Annotated in this window: 17 protein-coding genes; 10 read left to right on the top strand and 7 right to left on the bottom strand. The window is 74.1% G+C overall.

Annotation, left to right across the window (positions count from 1 at the left end; all coding sequences use genetic code 11):
- The first annotated feature begins 256 nt into the window (after positions 1-256).
- Together IO40_RS0126110 and IO40_RS0126105 are read left to right on the top strand one after the other, a co-directional pair.
- Complete coding sequence (locus tag IO40_RS0126110) at positions 257-1453, top strand: MarP family serine protease (RefSeq protein ID WP_016468014.1); 1197 nt, start codon at positions 257-259, stop codon at positions 1451-1453.
- 191 nt (positions 1454-1644) lie between these two features.
- Entirely contained in the window at positions 1645-2037 is a 393-nt protein-coding gene (locus IO40_RS0126105; protein ID WP_016468013.1) for a GntR family transcriptional regulator, read from the top strand.
- A gap of 50 nt (positions 2038-2087) precedes the next feature.
- Here the strand turns inward: IO40_RS0126105 and IO40_RS0126100 are convergent, their stop codons facing one another.
- Both IO40_RS0126100 and IO40_RS0126095 read right to left on the bottom strand, forming a co-directional pair.
- Positions 2088-2696: a hypothetical protein gene (locus IO40_RS0126100; RefSeq protein ID WP_016468012.1), complete on the bottom strand. Its 609-nt coding sequence runs from the start codon at positions 2694-2696 to the stop codon at positions 2088-2090.
- Positions 2697-2847: 151 nt separating this feature from the next.
- On the bottom strand, positions 2848-3975 hold the full coding sequence (locus IO40_RS0126095; protein WP_016468011.1) for a DUF5925 domain-containing protein: 1128 nt from the start codon (positions 3973-3975) through the stop codon (positions 2848-2850).
- Positions 3976-4271: 296 nt separating this feature from the next.
- Between IO40_RS0126095 and IO40_RS0126090 the strand changes: the two genes are divergently transcribed.
- Entirely contained in the window at positions 4272-4538 is a 267-nt protein-coding gene (locus IO40_RS0126090) for a hypothetical protein (protein WP_016468010.1), read from the top strand.
- A gap of 228 nt (positions 4539-4766) precedes the next feature.
- Here IO40_RS0126090 and IO40_RS0126085 read toward each other — a convergent pair whose 3' ends face one another.
- Both IO40_RS0126085 and hmgA read right to left on the bottom strand, forming a co-directional pair.
- Positions 4767-5528 carry a GntR family transcriptional regulator gene (locus tag IO40_RS0126085; protein ID WP_016468009.1) on the bottom strand — a complete coding sequence of 254 codons (762 nt, stop codon included), beginning with the start codon at positions 5526-5528 and terminating at the stop codon, positions 4767-4769.
- Positions 5529-5598: 70 nt separating this feature from the next.
- On the bottom strand, positions 5599-7014 hold the full coding sequence (gene hmgA, locus IO40_RS0126080; protein WP_031176249.1) for a homogentisate 1,2-dioxygenase: 1416 nt from the start codon (positions 7012-7014) through the stop codon (positions 5599-5601).
- Between the two features lie 149 nt (positions 7015-7163).
- Here hmgA and IO40_RS0126075 point away from each other — a divergent pair, with 149 nt between their 5' ends.
- Together IO40_RS0126075 and IO40_RS0126070 are read left to right on the top strand one after the other, a co-directional pair.
- On the top strand, positions 7164-8582 hold the full coding sequence (locus IO40_RS0126075) for an aldehyde dehydrogenase family protein (protein ID WP_031176248.1): 1419 nt from the start codon (positions 7164-7166) through the stop codon (positions 8580-8582).
- A gap of 273 nt (positions 8583-8855) precedes the next feature.
- Entirely contained in the window at positions 8856-9479 is a 624-nt protein-coding gene (locus tag IO40_RS0126070; RefSeq protein WP_016468005.1) for a TetR/AcrR family transcriptional regulator, read from the top strand.
- A gap of 13 nt (positions 9480-9492) precedes the next feature.
- Here the strand turns inward: IO40_RS0126070 and IO40_RS0126065 are convergent, their stop codons facing one another.
- Positions 9493-9957 (bottom strand): MaoC family dehydratase, encoded by a 465-nt coding sequence (locus IO40_RS0126065; RefSeq protein WP_016468004.1) that lies wholly within the window; start codon positions 9955-9957, stop codon positions 9493-9495.
- A gap of 764 nt (positions 9958-10721) precedes the next feature.
- Positions 10722-11300 (bottom strand): hypothetical protein, encoded by a 579-nt coding sequence (locus IO40_RS0126060; RefSeq protein ID WP_016468003.1) that lies wholly within the window; start codon positions 11298-11300, stop codon positions 10722-10724.
- 425 nt (positions 11301-11725) lie between these two features.
- Here IO40_RS0126060 and IO40_RS0126055 point away from each other — a divergent pair, with 425 nt between their 5' ends.
- From IO40_RS0126055 to IO40_RS0126040, 4 genes are all read left to right on the top strand, one after another.
- Positions 11726-12547 carry an SDR family oxidoreductase gene (locus tag IO40_RS0126055; RefSeq protein ID WP_016468002.1) on the top strand — a complete coding sequence of 274 codons (822 nt, stop codon included), beginning with the start codon at positions 11726-11728 and terminating at the stop codon, positions 12545-12547.
- A complete protein-coding gene (locus IO40_RS0126050) occupies positions 12544-14214 on the top strand; it encodes a class I adenylate-forming enzyme family protein (RefSeq protein ID WP_016468001.1) in 1671 nt (556 codons plus the stop codon). The genes IO40_RS0126055 and IO40_RS0126050 overlap by 4 nt, the downstream gene beginning before the upstream one ends.
- Before the next feature lie 219 nt (positions 14215-14433).
- Positions 14434-14979 (top strand): TetR/AcrR family transcriptional regulator, encoded by a 546-nt coding sequence (locus IO40_RS0126045; protein WP_041969005.1) that lies wholly within the window; start codon positions 14434-14436, stop codon positions 14977-14979.
- Between the two features lie 40 nt (positions 14980-15019).
- Positions 15020-15988: an NADPH:quinone oxidoreductase family protein gene (locus tag IO40_RS0126040; protein WP_016467999.1), complete on the top strand. Its 969-nt coding sequence runs from the start codon at positions 15020-15022 to the stop codon at positions 15986-15988.
- Between the two features lie 25 nt (positions 15989-16013).
- On the opposite strand, the gene IO40_RS0126035 is transcribed toward IO40_RS0126040, so the two are convergent.
- Complete coding sequence (locus tag IO40_RS0126035; protein WP_016467998.1) at positions 16014-17669, bottom strand: FAD-binding dehydrogenase; 1656 nt, start codon at positions 17667-17669, stop codon at positions 16014-16016.
- 153 nt (positions 17670-17822) lie between these two features.
- On the opposite strand from IO40_RS0126035, the gene IO40_RS0126030 reads away from it, so the two are divergent.
- The gene (locus tag IO40_RS0126030) at positions 17823-18347 is read left to right on the top strand and encodes an NUDIX domain-containing protein (protein ID WP_016467997.1); all 525 of its coding nucleotides are present in this window, start codon (positions 17823-17825) and stop codon (positions 18345-18347) included.
- The last annotated feature ends 36 nt before the right edge of the window (positions 18348-18383 follow it).

Raw genomic sequence — 18383 nt, 5'->3', positions numbered from 1 at the left:
GTGTCGGCTCCCTACGTCGGTTCGGACCGAGTGACGAGAGGCGTACGTACGCTCCAGCTGTCCTCGACCGTAGCTATTGGTCTGGACCTGCACAACGGTATGCGTGCGATCTGTCACACATGGAACCGTCGGCAGGGTGCGAAGCGTTCTTTGTGATGCGCTTTTCCGCCAAACGCCGCGAAACGTGGCCGGGCGGGAGCGGCACAGGACCGACGACCGAGGACGACCGGGAAGGCCCGGCGAAAGGGGGCGGACCGTGAACCTGGTGGATCTGCTCCTGATCCTCGCCGCGCTCGGCTACGCCGGCTCCGGCTTCCGCAGAGGACTGGTGGCCGGCCTCGTCTCGCTGGCCGGCTTCGTCGGCGGCGCCGTCGTCGGCGTCTGGGCGCTGCCCTACGTCCTCCGCCTCGCCGAGCGGGGCACCACCACCGCCACCGTGCTCGCCCTCCTCACCGTGCTGGCGCCCGCACTGGCCGGGCACGCCCTCGCCGCACCGCTCGGCTGGCGGCTGCGCCAGGCGCTCAGCCGCACCCCCGCCCGCTGGGTGGACGGCATCGGCGGCGCAGCCGTCAACGTCGTGGCCGTGCTCGTCGTCGGCTGGATGGCCGGCAGCGCGCTCGCCGCCTCCCCCTCACCCGCGCTCAACCAGGCCATACGCGGCTCCAGCCTGCTGGAGGGCGTGCACGAGCGGATGCCCGACAGCGCGGCCACCTGGTTCAACCGCGCCACCGGGGCCCTCACCACGGCCGGCTTCCCGCCCGTCTTCAACCCCTTCGAGCACGAGCCCGGCGCCTCGGTGCCCCAGCCCTCGGGCGATTCGGTCACCCGGGCGGCCACCGTCGCCGCCCAGCGCAGCACCGTCAAGGTCGAGGGCGTCGCCGCCGTGGACGGGGGACAGCAGGGCCAGGAAGGCAGCGGCTTCGTCTACAGCCGCGGACATGTGATGACCAACGCCCACGTCGTCGCCGGGGTCGACTCGCCCACCGTGCGCGTCGGCGGCACGGGACGCCCCTACGCGGCGCGGGTCGTCCTCTTCGACCCCGCCAAGGACATCGCCGTCCTCGACGTGCCCGGACTGCCGGCCCCGGCCCTGCGCTTCGCGGGCGAGGCCACCCGCGGCGACCAGGCCGTCGTCGCCGGCTACCCGGAGAACGGCGGACTGGACCTGCGGGCCGCGGCGGTGGCCACCCGCACCCCGGCCCGCGGCCAGGACATCTACGGCGACGAACTGACCACCCGCGACATCTACGCCATCCGCTCCCAGGTCCGCCCCGGCAACTCCGGCGGACCGCTCCTGACACCCGGCGGGAGGGTGTACGGCGTCGTCTTCGCCCGCTCCACCACCGACCCCGGCACCGGCTACGCGCTGACGGCCGACCAGGTGCGGGACGCCGCACGCCGCGCCGCGCACGCCACCCGGGCCGTGGACACCGGGAACCGCTCGGCGCTGTGACGCGCCGCCGCCGGACGCGTCGGCGGACGGCGGGCCGACGCCTGGCGGCGACCCCAGCGGGCCGGGCCACGGCGGCGCCCGGCATGGCCCCTCGGCGGCGTCCGAGCGCACGGCGGTGCAGGGTGCGCCGCGTCCGGCCGGTCCCGGTGGGGGAGAATCGCGGGGACGACCGCTCGCCCTCCGGAGGTCCCGTGCCGCCGCAACCCGCCGACGCCCTGCGCCTGACCATCGACACCGACGCACCCGAAGCACCGTACGAGCAGGTGCGCGCCCGTATCGCCGAGCTGGCGCGCGCCGGGGAGCTGCCCACCGGCTACAAGCTGCCCACCGTGCGCGGGCTGGCCGGGGAACTGGGCCTCGCCGCGAACACCGTGGCCAAGGCGTACCGGGCGCTGGAGACCGACGGCGTCATCGAGACCCGGGGCCGCCACGGCACCTTCGTCGCGGCGGCGGGCGGCGCCGCCGAACGGGAACTGGCCGAGGCCGCCCAGACCTTCGCGGCGCGCGCCCGGCGCCTCGGCACGGACGAGGACGCGGCACTGGCCGCGGCCCGCGACGCCCTGCGCGCCGCCTACGGCACCTGACCGTCCGGCGCGGGGGAGACGCGGGCGGCGCCCCCCGCCCGGTCCCCGGCTCACAGACGTGCCGCCGCCTTGGTGACCGTGGTGCGGAAGGCGTCCACGGGAGCGTGCTCCAGCGTGCCCATCTGCGCCCAGCGGACCACCGTCACCTTGGCGCCCTTGCGGACCACCGCGAACAGACTGACGCCGTGCTCCGACTGCGGCGGTGCCGTGTGCACGCCGTAGACGTGGGCGCTGTCACCCGCCTCCACCGTGCCGTAGTCGTCCCAGGAGGCCGAACTGCCCGGGTTGTCCCGCAGCCAGTCGGCCGCACAGTTGGCCGCACGCCCCTCCAGAGTGCGGGCGAGCTTGCCCGCCGCCGTCTCCGACGGGGCCGTCACGCCGACCTGCGACGCGTGGGTGTCGTACTCCGTGTGGAAGAGGCGGTGGTAGGTCTTGCCGGCGTCGGGCACCGCCCCCTCCATGCAGAACTGCTGCGGGTCGGGCAGCCCCTTGGTGACCGGCCCCGCGTGCCACGGCGAGGTGGCGTGCGGCGGCAGGTCGTCCGCCTCCAGGAAGCCGGGGGCGGCGCTCGCCGCGCCGGCCGGGCTCACCGTGAGAGCGAGGAGCGGAAGGGTGACGGCCGTGATGACGGCCGCGCCGGTACGGGTACGGGTGCGCATTGGGAGTCCTCCCCCGTGTGCGGGCTGTTGGTCGGAACAGCTGTGGCACCGAGGAAGACAGCCGAGCCGCGGGGATGGTTGTCCGGTGGCGCCGCCTCCGTCCCCGCCGGCGGCCCGGCGCACCGATGGGCCGCCGCCCCAAGCAGGGCCTTCACAGGTAGAGACCGGCGCCCTCGCGCTCCTGGCCGGGGACGTTCGCCGGCGGCCTGCCCTTCTTCAGCGCGTACAGCTCGGCGAGGGTGGCCCCGTCCCGGCCGATGCCCTCCTCGGTGCCGAGCCAGGCGACGGACTCCCGGCGGGTGAGGGGGCCGACCTCGATGCGGGCCAGGCACCGCCCGGGCCGCACCACCGCCGGATGCAGCCTCTCCAGATCCTCGTTCGTGGTGACGCCGACCAGGACGTTGCGGCCCTGCCCCAGCAGCCCGTCGGTGAGGTTCAGCAGCCGGGAGAGCGCCTGGCCCGCCGCGTACTTGGCCTCGCCGCGGATCAGCTCGTCGCAGTCCTCCAGGAGCAGCAGCCGCCAGCGGCCGGTCTCCGACTCGGAGTCGTCGGCGCCGATGGCGATGTCCATCAGATAGCCGATGTTGTTGAACAGGTGCTCGGGGTCGAGGACGCAGTCCACCTGGCACCAGTCGCTCCAGGAGCGGGCCAGCGTCCGCAGGGCGGAGGTCTTGCCGGTGCCGGGCGGCCCGTGCAGCAGCAGGAGCCGGCCGGAGATGTCTTCCGGCCGCACCCGCATCAGGTCGTCCATGGCGGTGGCGACCGGCGCCGTGTAGTTGCGCCGCACCTCGGCCCAGGAGCCGGCGCTGATGGTGCGGGAGGTGCGGCGCGGCCCGCGCATGGGGGAGTGGTACCAAAAGCCCATGGAGACCTGGTCCTCCTGGGGCTCGGGCTCGTCCTCCGCGCCGTCCACGGCCTGCTTGAGCTGCTGCTCGGCCATCTCGTCGGTGACGGCGGTCACCGTCACCTCCGCGCCGCGGCTCCAGCGCGAGACCCGGACCGTCCAGCCCTCGCCCTCGGCGAGGACGGAACCGGAGTTGTCGTCCTTGGCCTCGCGCAGGATGCGGGCGCCCGGCGGCAGCAGGGTGCAGCCCTTCTTCACGCGGTCGACGGTGTGGCTGCGCGAGTAGGGCTGTTCCCCCAGGGTGAAGCGGCCCAGGAAGAGGGCGTCGATGATGTCGCCGGTGGAGTCGCTGTCGTCGATCTGGAGCCGGGGAACCAGCGCCCTCTCGGGCGCGGTGGGCTTCGGGACCGCGGGCTGCTTCCGGTCGGTACACATGACGGCCATGATCCGGCATGGTGGCCGGGCCCGCACGCGGGTTTCGCGGCGCGCCACCCGCGCGCCAGGGGAGGTGAGCGAGCCCCTCGTGTGCGACGGACGACCGGTGAACTGCCGCCACTGTGTCCGGTTCTGTACTGCTTCGTGGGGTGTCGGCGGTGTGACGGGGCGGCTACCGTGTTCGTCAACGGCCTTGTGGGGCAGGTGAATGCCGTGACCAGGATGCACGCACGCCGTAGTCGGGAGATAGGGTTACTCTGCCCGGGCCGGGTGCCCTCGTACGGGTGGGGAGTGACATGGAACAGATAACAGTCGGCAGCAGGGCGCGAGTGCCCGCGATCAAATGCGGCACTGGCGCGACGAGTTCGCGCCTCGACCGGCACCTCTCCGTGCTCGCCGGACCCGCCGTCCCACGGGTCGAGGCGGAGGAGGCGACGACGCTGATGCGTGAGATCACGCAGCGCGACGCCGTGCGGAGCAGGGCGACGAACCGCGGTGCGCGGGTCTCGCTCTTCGCCCCGCTGCGGAAGCTGCGCCGTTCGCTCTTCGGCGAACACGGCTGACGACGGCCGCCGGACGGCTTGTTCACGGACAGTCCGGCGGCCTTCTCCCCGAGCCCTGGGCGGCTCTCCGCCGCCCCGCCCGCCCGCACCCGGCTCCCCGACTTCCCTTCCCTCTCTTGACGGCCGGTTTCGTCCCGGTCAGTCCGGTTTCTCCCCCTCCGGCCGTTCCCGGTACTCCCACCCACCCGCTACCGGTCGCGTTGCCCCCCTCATCCCGTTCTGTCCGGTTCAGTCCGTCACGTTCTCCAGGGTGACGGAGAAGGCGAACCGGTCGCCGCGGTAGTGGATGCGGACCACGTCCACCACCTCGCCGTCCCCGTCGTAGGTCACCCCCGTGTAGTGCAGGATCGGGCTCAGCAGCGGCACCTGGAGCAGCCGCGCCGTCTCCGGGTCGGCCAGCCGCGCCTCGACCGTGTCGGTGATCCGGCTGATGCGCACCCCCACGCCGTCGCGCAGCACCTTCGTCATCGGCCAGCCCCGGCGCAGATCCGCGGGGTCGATGTGCTCGGCGACGTCCGCGCGGATCAGATTGACCGCCCAGTTGGTGGGCTCGCCGCCCTCCCTGTCGTGACGGAGTCTGCGGTAGGCCACCACCTCGGGCCGGCCGGGGAAGTGCTCGGCCAGCTCGGCGGGCACCGGTTCCGGGCCGTACCCCAGCAGGGTGGTGGGCTCTCCGGACTGCTGGGCCACGATCGTGTCGACCGAACCCAGCAGCCGCACCGGCCTGGCGCGGCGGGCCTCCGGTTCGATGAAGGTGCCGCGCCGCCGGTGCCTGCTGATCAGCCCCTCCGCCTCCAGCTCCTTGAGGGCCTGGCGCATGGTCAGCACGCTGACGCCGTAGTGGCCGGCCAACTGGTCCTCCGGCGGCAGCCGGTCGGGGGCCTGCGGCGGCCGGCCCAGTATGGAGGCGCGCAGCGACTGCGAGACCTGGTACCACAGCGGCAGCTTGCGGTTCAGCTCGACGGAGTCCGGGGTGAACAGCGGCGTCATGGCGTGCCTCCGCGGGTGGGGGTGGCTCCTCCCCGGCCCCGGACGGACCGGGGAGGGCCGCCGGTGGCCGTCAGGGGGCCGTGAAGTGACGTTCAAGACCCTGCCACACCGCGTCGTAGTCCCACTGGAGGTGTCCGGCCTCGGCCGCCTGCCGGGTGAGACAGACGGGCCACCGGGTCTCGAACATGAACGCCAGCCCGTCGTCCACCTTCTGTGGCGCCAGTTCGGCGGCCGACGCCCGCTCGAACGTCTCCCGGTCGGGGCCGTGCGCCGACATCATGTTGTGCAGCGAGCCGCCGCCGGGGACGAACCCCTCGGCCTTGGCGTCGTAGGCGCCCTCGATGAGACCCATGTACTCGCTCATCACATTGCGGTGGAAGTACGGGGGCCGGAAGGTGTCCTCGCCCACCAGCCAGCGGGGGGCGAAGACGACGAAGTCCACCCCCGCCAGCCCGGGGGTGTCGGAGGGGGAGGTCAGGACGGTGAAGACGGACGGATCCGGGTGGTCGTAGCTGATGCTGCCCAGGACGTTGAAGCGGCGCAGGTCGTAGACGTACGGCACGTGGCTGCCGTGCCAGGCCACGACGTCCAGCGGTGAGTGGTCGTAGACGGCCTTCCAGAGGTTGCCGCAGTACTTGGTCACGACCTCCACCGGCCCTTCGATGTCCTCGTAGGCGGCGGTGGGGGCGTGGAAGTCGCGGGCGTTGGCCAGGCCGTTCGCCCCGATCGGGCCGAGGTCGGGCAGCGTGAAGGGGCGGCCGTAGTTCTCGCACACGTAGCCGCGCGCCTGCTCGTCCAGCAGTTCCACGCGGAAGCGCACCCCGCGCGGGACGAGCGCCACCTGGCCGGGCTCGGCGCTCAGCAGGCCGAGTTCGGTGCGCAGCAGCAGCCCGCCGCGCTCGGGGACGATCAGCAGTTCGCCGTCGGCGTCGCCGAAGACCCGGTCGGTCATCGAGGCGTTGGCGGCATACAGGTGCACGGCCATGCCGTCGCGCCGCCGCACGTCGCCGTTGCCGCCCAGCGTCCACAGGCCCGCGAGGAAGTCGGTGCCCGCGGGCGCGTCGGGCAGCGGGCTCCAGCGCAGCCGGTTGGGATCGGGGACGGTTTCGTCGAACGGCGCCGAGCGCAGGTCGCCGTTGCCGGCGCGGAGGAAACGGGGATGCGCCGCGGAGGGGCGGATGCGGTACAGCCAGGAGCGGCGGTTGTGGGCGCGCGGCTCGGTGAAGGCGGTACCGCTCAGCTGCTCCGCGTACAGGCCGAGGGGGGCGCGCTGCGGCGAGTTGCGGCCGAGCGGCAGCGCGCCGGGTTCCGCCTCGCTGCTGTGCTCGTTGCCGAAGCCGGTCAGATAGGTGAGCCCGGCGGCCGTCTTGCGCGCCCGCTCCCGCTCGGCCGCGCCTGCCGTCCGGGAAGTGCCGGTGGTGCTGGTCGTGCCGGTGGTGCTCGTCGTGCTGTCGGTGCCCTGGCCCATCGCCAACTCCCGCCGCATGAAGGAATCCTGTGCAAGACCATAGGAATGCCGCCGGGTCCCGTCAACGCACCGGCCCGGCGCCCCCTCGGGGAGTGCGCGGCCGGAGTGGTCCCCCACACGGTGACGCTGTGCTGACAGCGTGCTGACCCGACAGTAGGTTTGCTCTCATGAAGGCACACGACGGCATGTTCCTCGACGGCTCCTGGCGGCCCGCCCTGGGCTCCGGGACGATCGAGGTCACCAACCCCGCCGACGGCACGGTGCTGGGCGCCGTGCCCGCCGGTGACGGACAGGACATCGACGCGGCCGTCTGCGCCGCCCGCGCGGCCCTCCCCGGCTGGGCCGCCACCGCACCGGCCGAACGCGCCGCGCTGCTGGAGGCGCTCCAGCGGGCGCTGACCGGCCGGCGCGAGGAGATCGCCGAGACCGTCACCGCCGAACTCGGCTCCCCGCTGTCCCTGTCGCGGAAGGTGCACGCCGCCGTACCCCTCGCGGTGTGCGGCAGCTACGCCCGGCTGGCCGCCGAGTACGCCTTCGAGGAACGGATCGGCACCTCGCGCGTGCTGCACGAACCGGTCGGCGTCGTCGGCGCCATCACCCCCTGGAACTACCCGCTCCACCAGATCGTCGCCAAGGCCGCGCCCGCGCTCGCCGCCGGCTGCACCATGGTGCTCAAGCCCGCCGAGGACACCCCGCTGACGGCCCAGTTGTTCGCCGAGGCCGTCGCGGAGGCGGGGCTCCCCGCGGGGGTCTTCAACCTCGTCACCGGACTCGGCCCGGTCGCCGGGCAGGCACTGGCCGAGCACGACGGCATCGACCTGCTCTCCTTCACCGGTTCGACCGCCGTGGGCCGCCGGGTGGCCGCCGCAGCGGCCGGCGGGATCAAGCGGGTGGCGCTGGAGCTCGGCGGCAAGTCGGCCAACGTCATCCTGCCCGGCGCCGACCTGGCCAAGGCCGTGAGCGTCGGCGTCGCCAACGTCATGTCCAACTCCGGCCAGACGTGCAGCGCCTGGACGCGGATGCTGGTGGACGCCGACCGCTACGACGAGGCCGTCGCGCTGGCCGCCGAGGCCGTCGCCAAGTACGTCACCGGCGACCCCCGCGACGAGGCCACCCGGGTGGGGCCCCTCGTCAACGCCAAGCAGCACGAGCGGGTGACCGGCTACATCCGGCGCGGCCAGGAGGAGGGCGCCCGGCTGGTGGCCGGCGGCGCCGAGCCCCCCGAGGGCCGGGAGCGCGGCCACTACGTGCGGCCCACCGTCTTCGCCGACGTCACCCCCGAGATGACCATCGCGCAGGAGGAGATCTTCGGCCCCGTCCTGTCGATCCTGCGGTACCGGGACACTGAGGAGGCGCTGCGCATCGCCAACGGCACCGTCTACGGCCTCGCGGGTGCGGTGTGGGCGGCGGACGAGGACGAGGCCGTCGCCTTCGCCCGCCGGATGGAGACCGGCCAGGTCGACATCAACGGCGGCCGTTTCAACCCGCTCGCCCCGTTCGGCGGCTACAAGCAGTCGGGCGTCGGACGCGAGCTGGGCCGGCACGGTCTGGAGGAGTACCTCCAGACCAAGTCCCTCCAGTTCTGACCGCCCGACGCCCCTGGAGCCCTTCATGGTCCGTGCCGCCGTCCTGCCCGCCGTCTCCGCCCCGCTCGACGTCACCTCCATAGCCCTCCCCGAGCCGGGGCCCGGCCAGGTGCGGGTGCGGGGGCCGCACCCCGATGGAGTTCTGGCCGTGCCCGCCGGCCGCTGGGGGCGGGGCCCGTCGCCGGGTGCTCGCCCGGGACCGCACCACGTCGCGTGCCGGCCGGACCGCGGGCGCGGCTAAGCGATCGCTCACCTGCGCGGTAAGCTGGCCGGATGACGACGGTGGAGACCGATGAATCGTTCGGCGGCGTCACCCCGGACGCCGCCCGCAGGCTCCTGCTGGGTGCCGTGCAGGCGTTCGCGGAGCGCGGGTTCCACGCCACGACCACGCGCGACATCGCCGGCCGCGCGGGGATGAGCCCCGCCGCCCTGTACATCCACTACAAGACCAAGGAAGAGTTGCTCTTCCACATCAGCAGGGTCGGCCACGAGCGCTCGGTGGCGGTGCTGGAGGAGGCCGTCGAGGGGGTCACGGACAGCGGGGAGCGGCTGGCCCGCGCCGTGCGGGCCTTCGTCCGCTGGCACGCCGAGCACCACACCACGGCCCGCGTGGTGCAGTACGAACTCGCCGCGCTGGAGGCGGAGCACTACGAGCGCATCGTGGTGCTGCGCCGGCGCAGTGAGGAGATCCTGCGCGGAGTGCTGGAGGACGGCGTCGCCGTGGGGGCGTTCGACATCGCCGACATCCGCGGTACGGCGCTGGCGGTGATGTCGTTGTGCATCGACGTGGCGCGCTGGTTCAGTCCCGCCGGGCGGCGGACGCCGGACGAGATCGGCGCGCTCTACGCCGATCTCGCCCTGCGCATGGCCGGCCACCGCGGCGCGGCCTCCCGGTGAGCCCGGCGGCGGGTCACCAGTAGTAGCGGCTGAGGCTGTCGGCGACGCACACCGGACGTTCGCCGCCCTCGCGTTCCACCGTCACCCGCGCGGCGACCTGGACGCCGCCGTCGGAGGCCTCGCTCACATCCGTCAGCGTGGCGCGGGCCCGCAGCCGGGAGCCGACCGGCACCGGGGCGGGGAAACGCACCCGGTCGACGCCGTAGTTGACGCCCATCCGCATGCCTTCGACGCGCATGATCTGCGGGACCAGGGCGGGCAGCAGGGAGAGGGTCAGATAGCCGTGCGCGATGGTGGAGCCGAAGGGGCCGTCGGCTGCGCGCCGCGGATCGACGTGGATCCACTGGTGGTCGCCCGTGGCGTCGGCGAACAGGTCGATCCGCCGCTGATCGACCTCCAGCCAGTCGCTGCTGCCCAACTCCTCGCCGACCGCCTCCTTCAGCTCGTCGGCCGAGGTGAAGACCCGGGGTTCCGCCATGCCAGTGACCTCCCGCGCGTGGTGCGTCCTGCCGTTGCCGAACAAGCGATTGCTCAGTCGCCGGTCAGCATGCCAGCCCGCCCGGTCCCGGCGCCAGCCCCCTCCTGTCGCCCGCGCGTGCGCCGTCGCGGGGCGGGGACGAGGAGCGCACGGCCCGTCCCGGCGCCGGGCGCGAATCCGGTGCCCGCCCCTTTCCGCGCCGGTTGTTTCCGGGGCCCGCCGTTTCCCGCGGGCCGGGCGGCGCCGCGTCGCACCGTGTGGCCCGGACGGTGCGACGCCGGGGGAGGGGCGACGGCTTGGCCGGGCGCCTGTCGCCGCCGCCCGGCCACCGTTGCCGGTCCGGGAAGGCGCGGAGGGGCGGCCACGGTCGTTGCCGCGTGTCCGGATTCCCTGAGCCGTGCCGCGAAGACCGCGCCGACAGGCCGCGGGTCCGGAGCCGCGGGCGTGCCGCGAAGACCGGGACGGCCGGTCCGGCCGGCGGGCCGCGGGGCCGTACGGCGGGCCGCAGGAAGGCGTACGAGGGCCGTACGGCGCCCGTGCGGGTGCCGTACGGCGGCCTTGGTGAGGGTGCCCGTGCGCTGCGGTCGCATCCGGGCGGCTCCCGAGGGGCCGAGCCCGGCCGCGTCCGGGCGGCGGGGTTCGAGGGAGGGGAAGAGGGTGTGGGGGAGGACCGGGTGGTCGGCCAGGGCCTCCTCGGGAGCGGTGCCGGCCCTTCGGGTCGACACCGCTCGGACATGCGTCGGGGGATGTGTCGGAAGGTGTCCTCAGCCCTGGGAGGGCAGCGGGGTGCTGAATCCCAGCCGGGGACCGGTGCCTTGGCGGCGCGGGGTGCGGGCCTCACGCCGGCCCGCGGGTTCGGTACGGACCTCCGTGCGGGTGCCCGTATCCAGTCGCAGCCCGCGGCGCTGCGGCGGAGTGGCGCGGACGTCCATCACGGAGATCATGCGGCGCAGCACATCGGCGAGCCTTGGGGTCGGCGGCTGTGCCGGGTCGCAGTGCAGCAGCGATCTGCCGCCCCACGTTCTGCGGTGCCACTCGTCGAGGGCCGTCGGCTGTCTGATGCCCTCGCGCTTCTCCCGTTTGCGCCGGGCGGCGACCTCGGACTCGTAGGCGAGCCAGACCGCGCGGGCCTCCTCCAGCTCCTCCAGCGCCGCGACGAGGAGCGCCGGGTCGGGTTCCCGGTCGTCGGGGTGGAACCCCGCGTTGCGGCACAGGTGTTGCCAGGTGGCGCGGTGCCCGTAGGGGGCGAACCGCTCCAAGCACTTGCGCAGTGCCTGCCGCCGCTGCGACGGGTCTCTGTCAGGATCACGGACTTGTCGGGCGAGCGCTCTGAAACCGGCCAATCATCCCACCTCCGGCGGAGAGGACCCGTGTCGTCGGGGATGTGACGTACGGCCCCGCGCCGTGGATCCGTCTCCGGCGATGCTGTTTCCGCGCGGACAGCGCGCAGTTGCTTCGGCGTGGCGGATTACCCCGGAAAACGCCCGCTATTCCTCCAAGGGGGGCATTACCCGCCTCATCGGACGCAGCCGCTCCCGGGCTCTCCGCCTGTCACGCGTGCACGCCGCCGCGCGCCGCACACATACGCAGAACGAGCCCTGGCGCGCTGCCGTTCCCGAACGGGCGCGACAGTCTCGTGCGGATCGCCGGGCACCCCTTCCGCAACGACATACCGACTGGTTAGTCTGCCTGGCGGGCGTGGGTCCGCCGGGGCCGTCCCGCGCCGTCAAGAGGCCCGAACGAGCCAGAGGACCGGGAGGCGCAGCCCATGGAGTCGTTGCGCGACAGCACCGTCGTCGTCACCGGAGCGGGCAGCGGCATCGGCGCGGCCCTCGCCCGCGGATTCGCCGCGAGGGGCGCCACCGTGGCGGTCAACGACATCGACCCCGCGGCGGCCCGGGCCGTCGCCGGGGAGATCGGCGGCATCGCGGTGCCGGGTGACGCCGCCACCGTCGTCGGCCCCGCGCGAGAGGCACTCGGCGGCACCGTCGACATCTTCTGCGCCAACGCCGGCGTCGGCCACGAGGGCGGCCCCGAGGCGCCCGACGAGACGTGGCAGGCGGCCTGGGACCTCAATGTGATGGCGCACGTCCGGGCGGCCCGGGCACTGCTCCCCGACTGGCTGGAGCGCGGGCGGGGCCGGTTCGTCTCGACCGTCTCGGCGGCCGGGCTGCTGACCATGGTCGGCTCGGCGCCCTACAGCGTCACCAAGCACGCCGCCTACTCCTTCGCCGAATGGCTTTCGGTCACCTACCGGCACCGCGGTGTGGCCGTCCACGCCATCTGCCCCGAGGGCGTGCGCACCGACATGCTGGAGAGCACCGGCACGGCCGGGGACATCGTGCTGCGGCCCGGTGCCATCGAGCCCGGGGCCGTCGCGGACGCGCTGTTCGCCGCCGTCGCCGAGGAAAGGTTCCTCGTCCTGCCGCACGCCACCACGCACGCCAACTACGCGGCGCGCGCCCAGGATCCCGACGCCTGGCTGACGGGGATGAACCGCCTCCACCAGAAGGTCGAGCGCAGCACCCCGCGCACCGGGGCGCCGCCGCAGCGACGCACCGGCGCCGCGGCGGAGGGAGAGCCGGTATGAGCGCGCGGGCGGTCACCTACGAGGACAAGCCGTGGCTCGCGCAGCTGACCCCCGCCCAGCGCGCCCCCGTCACCCCGCCCGAGACGCTGCTGCACACCTTCCGCGCGGCGGTGCGCGATGTGCCGGGGAGGGCCGCCCTCGTCTACTTCGACGGGCGGCTCGACTACGCCGAGCTGGACGCGCTCTCCGACTCCGTCGCCGCCCATCTGGCCGCCCGCGGCCTGCGGCGCGGCGACCGGGTGGCCCTCATGCTCCAGAACACCCCGCACTACGTGCTGGCGCTGCTCGGCGCCTGGAAGGCGGGCGGGGTCGTCGTCCCCGTCAACCCGATGTACAAGGAGCGGGAGGTCTCCCACGTGCTGGCCGACGCGGAGGTCTCCGCGCTGGTGTGCTCCGACCGCGCCTGGGAGCGGATGCTGCGGGCGAGTACCGCCGGCAGCGGGGTGCACACCGTGCTGACCGCCTGTGAACGCGACCTCCAGACCCGCGACGACCCCCGCGTCCTGGACTTCGAGCGGTGCGCACCCGCCGACGACGCCACCGATCTGCTCGCCGCCGCACGCGCCGGCGGCAAGGCCCCCGCCGGGCGTACGCCGGCGGGCGCCGACATCGCGCTCATCAGCTACACCTCGGGCACCAGCGGCACCCCTAAGGGCGCCATGAACACCCACGCCAACCTCTCCTACAACGCGGCACGGCAGCGCGCGGGCGGCGCCGTGCCCGAGGGCGCGTGCGTCTTCGCGCTGGCGCCGCTCTTCCACATCACCGGCATCGTCGCCCAGTTCGCCGGATGCCTCGCCCATCACGGCACCCTCGCGCTCGCCCACCGTTTCCATCCCGGCGTGGTCCTGGACGCCTTCCTGGAGCACCGGCCCGCCTTCACCGTCGGGCCCGCCACCGCGTTCATGGCGCTGGCCGCACAGCCGGACGCCGGCCGCGAACACTTCGCCTCCTTCCACCACATCGCCTCCGGCGGCGCCCCGCTGCCGCCCGCGCTGGTGGAGAGGTTCCGCGCCGACTTCGGCCCCTACCTGGCGGGCGGCTACGGCCTGACGGAGTGCACCGCACCCTGCGCCTCGGTGCCGCCGGGCAAGGAGGCGCCCGTCGATCCCGTCTCGGGCACCCTGGCCGTCGGCGTGCCCGGACCCGACACCGTGGTGCGCATCCTGGACGAGGAGGGCAACCCCGTCCCCTTCGGGCAGCACGGCGAGATAGCGGTTCGCGGCCCCCAGGTCGTCCCCGGCTACTGGCGGCGCCCCGAGGAGAGCGCCGCGGCCCTGCCCGGTGGCGAACTGCGCACCGGCGACGTGGGTTTCATGGACGAGGGCGGCTGGCTCTACGTCGTCGACCGCAAGAAGGACATGATCAACGCCTCGGGCTTCAAGGTCTGGCCCCGCGAGGTCGAGGATGTGCTCTACACCCATCCCGCCGTCCGGGAGGCCGCCGTCGTCGGTGTGCCGCACCCCTACCGCGGCGAGACCGTCAAGGCGTACGTCAGCCTCCGCGCGGGTGCCGTGGCCACCCCGCCGGAACTGGCCGCGTACTGCGCCGACCGGCTGGCCGCCTACAAGTACCCGCGCGAGGTCGAGATCCTGCCCGAGCTGCCCAAGACCACCAGTGGCAAGATCCTGCGCCGGGAGCTGCGCACCCGGTCCGGGAGCGCATGACCGGACCCGCACGGCCGCTTCGGTCACGGGACGGCCCGGACCGCGCCGGCGGCCGGCCGCACCGCGGCGGGCGCGGCCGAGGAACGACGAGGAAGGCAGGTGGCGGCCATGACGACCAGGGCCGGCAGAGGACGTCCGGAGGGCGCGGACGCGGCTCAGGCGGCGGATGCCGCACAGGCGGGCGGCGGGGGCGGCCCCGCACCCGTGCCGCAGCGGCTGATGGCCGCGGCCACCCGGCTGTTCGCCGAGCGGGGCTTCGACCGCACCTCCGTCCAGGACATCGTGGAGGCGGCCGGTGTCACCAAAGGCGCCCTCTACCACTACTTCGGTTCCAAGGACGATCTGCTCCACGAGATCTACGGCCGGCTGCTGCGGCTCCAGCAGGAGCGGCTCGACCTGCTGGCCGGCAGCGAGGCCCCGGTGGCCGAGCGGCTGCGCCGGGCCGCCGCCGACGTCGTCGTGACCACCATCGACAACCTCGACGACGCCATGATCTTCTTCCGCTCCATGCACCAGCTCTCGCCCGAGAAGCAGAAGCAGGTGCGTGCCGAGCGGCGCCGCTACCACGAGAGGTTCCGCGCCCTGATCGAGGAGGGGCAGCGCAGCGGGGAGTTCAGCGACGCCACCCCCGCCGACCTCGTCGTGGACTACCACTTCGGTTCCGTGCACCACCTCAGCAGCTGGTACCGGCCCGACGGCCGGCTCACGCCGCAGCAGGTCGCCGACCACCTGGCGGACCTGCTGCTGCGGGCGCTGCGGCCATAGGGCCGGACCGCTGTCCGTACCCGACGAGAGGACATCCCCCGTGCAGGCATGGCGCGTCCACACCAACGGCGAACCGCGCGACGTGATGCGGCTGGAGGAGATACCCCGGCCCGAACCCGCCCCCGGGCAGCTGCTGGTGCGGGTCCGGGCCGCCAACGTCAACTATCCGGACGCCCTGCTGTGCCGGGGCGAGTACCAGGTGCGGCCCCCGCTGCCGTTCACGCCCGGGGTCGAGCTGTGCGGCGAGGTGCTGGCCGGTCCGCGCACCGGGGAACGGGTGCTGGGACAGCCCGCACTGCCCTGCGGGGCCTTCGGCGAGTTCGCGGTCGTCACCGAGGACAGCGCGCTGCCCGCGCCCGGGGCGCTGGACGACGCCGAGGCCGCCGCGCTGCACATCGGCTACCAGACCGGCTGGTTCGGTCTGCACCGCCGCGCCCGCCTCCAGCCGGGCGAGACCCTGCTGGTGCACGCCGCCGCCGGGGGTGTCGGCAGCGCCGCCGTCCAGCTCGGCAAGGCGGCCGGGGCGCGGGTCATCGGCGTCGTCGGCGGACAGGCCAAGGCGCGCGCGGCCCGCGAGCTGGGCTGCGACCTGGTCGTCGACCGGCGGACCGAGGACGTCGTCGCCGCCGTCAAGGAGGCCACCGGCGGCAAGGGCGCCGATGTGGTGTACGACCCGGTCGGCGGGGACGCGTACGCCGCCTCCGCCAAGTGCGTGGCCTTCGAGGGCCGCATCGTCGTGGTGGGCTTCGCCAGCGGTGCCGTGCCCACTCCGGGCCTCAACCACGCGCTGGTCAAGAACTACTCGATCCTCGGCCTGCACTGGGGCCTGTACGCCCGCAAGGACCCCGGGGCGGTGGCCGGCTGCCACCGGGAGCTGACGCGGCTCGCGGACGAGGGCCTGATCCGGCCCCTGGTGAGCGAGCGCGTCCCGCTGGAGCGCGCGGCGGACGCGGTCCAGCGGGTGTTCGACGGCACCACCACGGGCCGCGTGGTGGTGCGGCCCGGGTGACGGACGCCGGGGTGCGGCCCGTCGGTCAGCCGACCGCGCGGGCCGCGGCACGGCCCGCCGTACGGCCGGAGAAGAGGCACCCGCCCAGGAAGGTGCCCTCCAGGGAGCGATAGCCGTGGACGCCGCCGCCCCCGAAGCCGGCGGCCTCCCCGGCGGCGTAGACGCCGGGCAGCGGCTGCCCGCTCCCGGTCAGCACCCGGGAGGACAGGTCGGTCTCCAGTCCGCCGAGCGTCTTGCGGGTGAGGACGGAGAGCCGGACGGCGACCAGGGGCCCGGCGGCCGGGTCCAGCAGCCGGTGCGGGGCCGCGACCCGCACGAGACGGTCGCCCAGATAGCGGCGGGCGCCGTGGATTGCGGTGACCTGGAGGTCCTTGGTGAAGGGGTTGCGGATCTCGCGGTCCCGGGCGGCGATCTCGCGGCGCAGCGCGTCGGGGTCGATCAGTCCGTCGCCGGTCAGCTCGTTCATCCGCCGGGCCAGCGCGGCCGGGTCGCGTTCGACGAGGAAGTCCACGCCGCGCTCCATGAAGGCGCGGACGGGGCCGGGTGCACCGGCGCGTGCCCGGCCCAGCACGTCGCGCACCGAACGTCCCGTCAGGTCGGGGTTCTGCTCGGAGCCGGAGAGGGTGAACTCCTTCTCGATGATCTTCCGGCTGAGGACGAACCAGGTGTAGCCGTACCCGGTGCGCATGATGTGGTCGAGCGTGCCGAGGGTGTCGAAGCCGGGGAAGAGGGGGACGGGCAGCCGTTTGCCGGTGGCGTCCAGCCACAGCGAGGAGGGGCCGGGCAGGATGCGGATGCCGTGCCGGGCCCAGATGGGGTTCCAGTTCTCGATGCCCTCGGTGTAGTGCCACATCCGGTCGCGGTTGATGATCCGCCCGCCGGCCCTCTCGGTGATGCCGAGCATCAGTCCGTCCACGTGCGCGGGCACCCCGGAGAGCATCTTGCGCGGCGGAGTGCCCAGCCGCTGCGGCCAGTTGGCGCGGACGAGGTCGTGGTTGCCGCCGATGCCGCCCGAGGTGACGATCACGGCCTGGGCGCGCAGTTCGAAGGCGCCGGTCACCTCGCGGCTGCTGGCCGTGCCGCGGGGCGCGGAGCTGGGGGCCAGCACCTCGCCGGTGACGGTGTCCACGGTGCCGGCCGTGCGGGACAGTCCGGTCACCCGGTGGCGGAAGCGCAGCTCGACCAGGCCGCGTGCGGCGCCGGCCCGCACCCGCCGCTCGAACGGTTCGACAAGTCCGGGCCCGGTGCCCCAGGTGATGTGGAAGCGGGGCACCGAGTTGCCGTGCCCCGCCGCGTCGTAGCCGCCGCGCTCGGCCCAGCCCACGACGGGGAAGAACCGTACGCCCTGGCGGTGCAGCCAGGACCGCTTCTCCCCGGCGGCGAAGTCCACGTAGGCCTCGGCCCAGCGGCGTGGCCAGTGGTCCTCGGGCCGGTCGAAGCCGGCGGTGCCGAGCCAGTCCTGCCAGGCCAGGTCCCGGCTGTCCTTGACGCGCATGCGGCGCTGTTCGGGGGAGTCGACGAAGAAGAGTCCGCCGAAGGACCAGTGGGCCTGGCCGCCGAGGGACTGTTCGCCTTCCTGGTCGAGGAGGATGACGTGCCGTCCGGCGTCGGCGAGTTCGGCCGTCGCGGCCAGGCCCGCGAGCCCGGCACCGACCACGATCACATCGGCGTCGTACGCCATGCTGTCACCCTTTCGTACCCGTGTACGGGCCTGTGCGCGGAACCCGTGCGCCACCGGCGCGCCGGGAACTGGTGACCGGAGAGTAACCTTCGGGCCGGGCGCCGCACACCCCTCGTGCCCGGCCGGCGTGGGCCGGGGTGTTTGGATGGCCGTATGACGGAGCAGGGGCGCTCGGCGGACGAGCTGCTGGACATCGTGGACGAACAGGACCGTGTCGTCGGGCAGCGGCGGCGCGGCGAGGTCTATGCGCGCCGGCTGCGGCACCGCAGCACCGCCATCCGGGTGCGGGACGAGCGCGGCAGGATCTTCGTCCACCGCCGCACCCCCACCAAGCTGATCTTCCCCGGCATGTACGACGTGGTGGTGGGCGGTGTGGTGGGCGCCGGCGAGGACTACGATTCGGCGGCGCTGCGGGAGGCCGAGGAGGAACTCGGCGTCAGCGGACTGCCGACGCCCGAGCGGCGGCTGAAATTCCTCTTCGAGGCGCCCGGGTTCTCCTGGTTCCTCCAGGTCTACGAGGTGGTGTGCACGCTGCCGGTCCGGCCGCAGGCCGAGGAGGTCGACTGGTGGGACTTCCTGGAGGAGGACGAACTGGAGCGCCGGCTGGCCGGCTGGGAGGCCGGGAAAACGGTCGTGCCCGACGGGCTGGAGTGCCACCGCCGGCTGTCCGCGCGGTGACTCCCCGGGCCCGGCCCCGGCGGCAGGCGCCGCAGG

This window comes from Streptomyces albus subsp. albus, assembly GCF_000725885.1.
In the GTDB taxonomy this organism is placed as follows: Bacteria; Actinomycetota; Actinomycetes; order Streptomycetales; family Streptomycetaceae; genus Streptomyces; species Streptomyces albus.
Note: the sequence above shows the minus strand (reverse complement) of the source record. Positions and strands in the feature narration are given on the sequence as shown.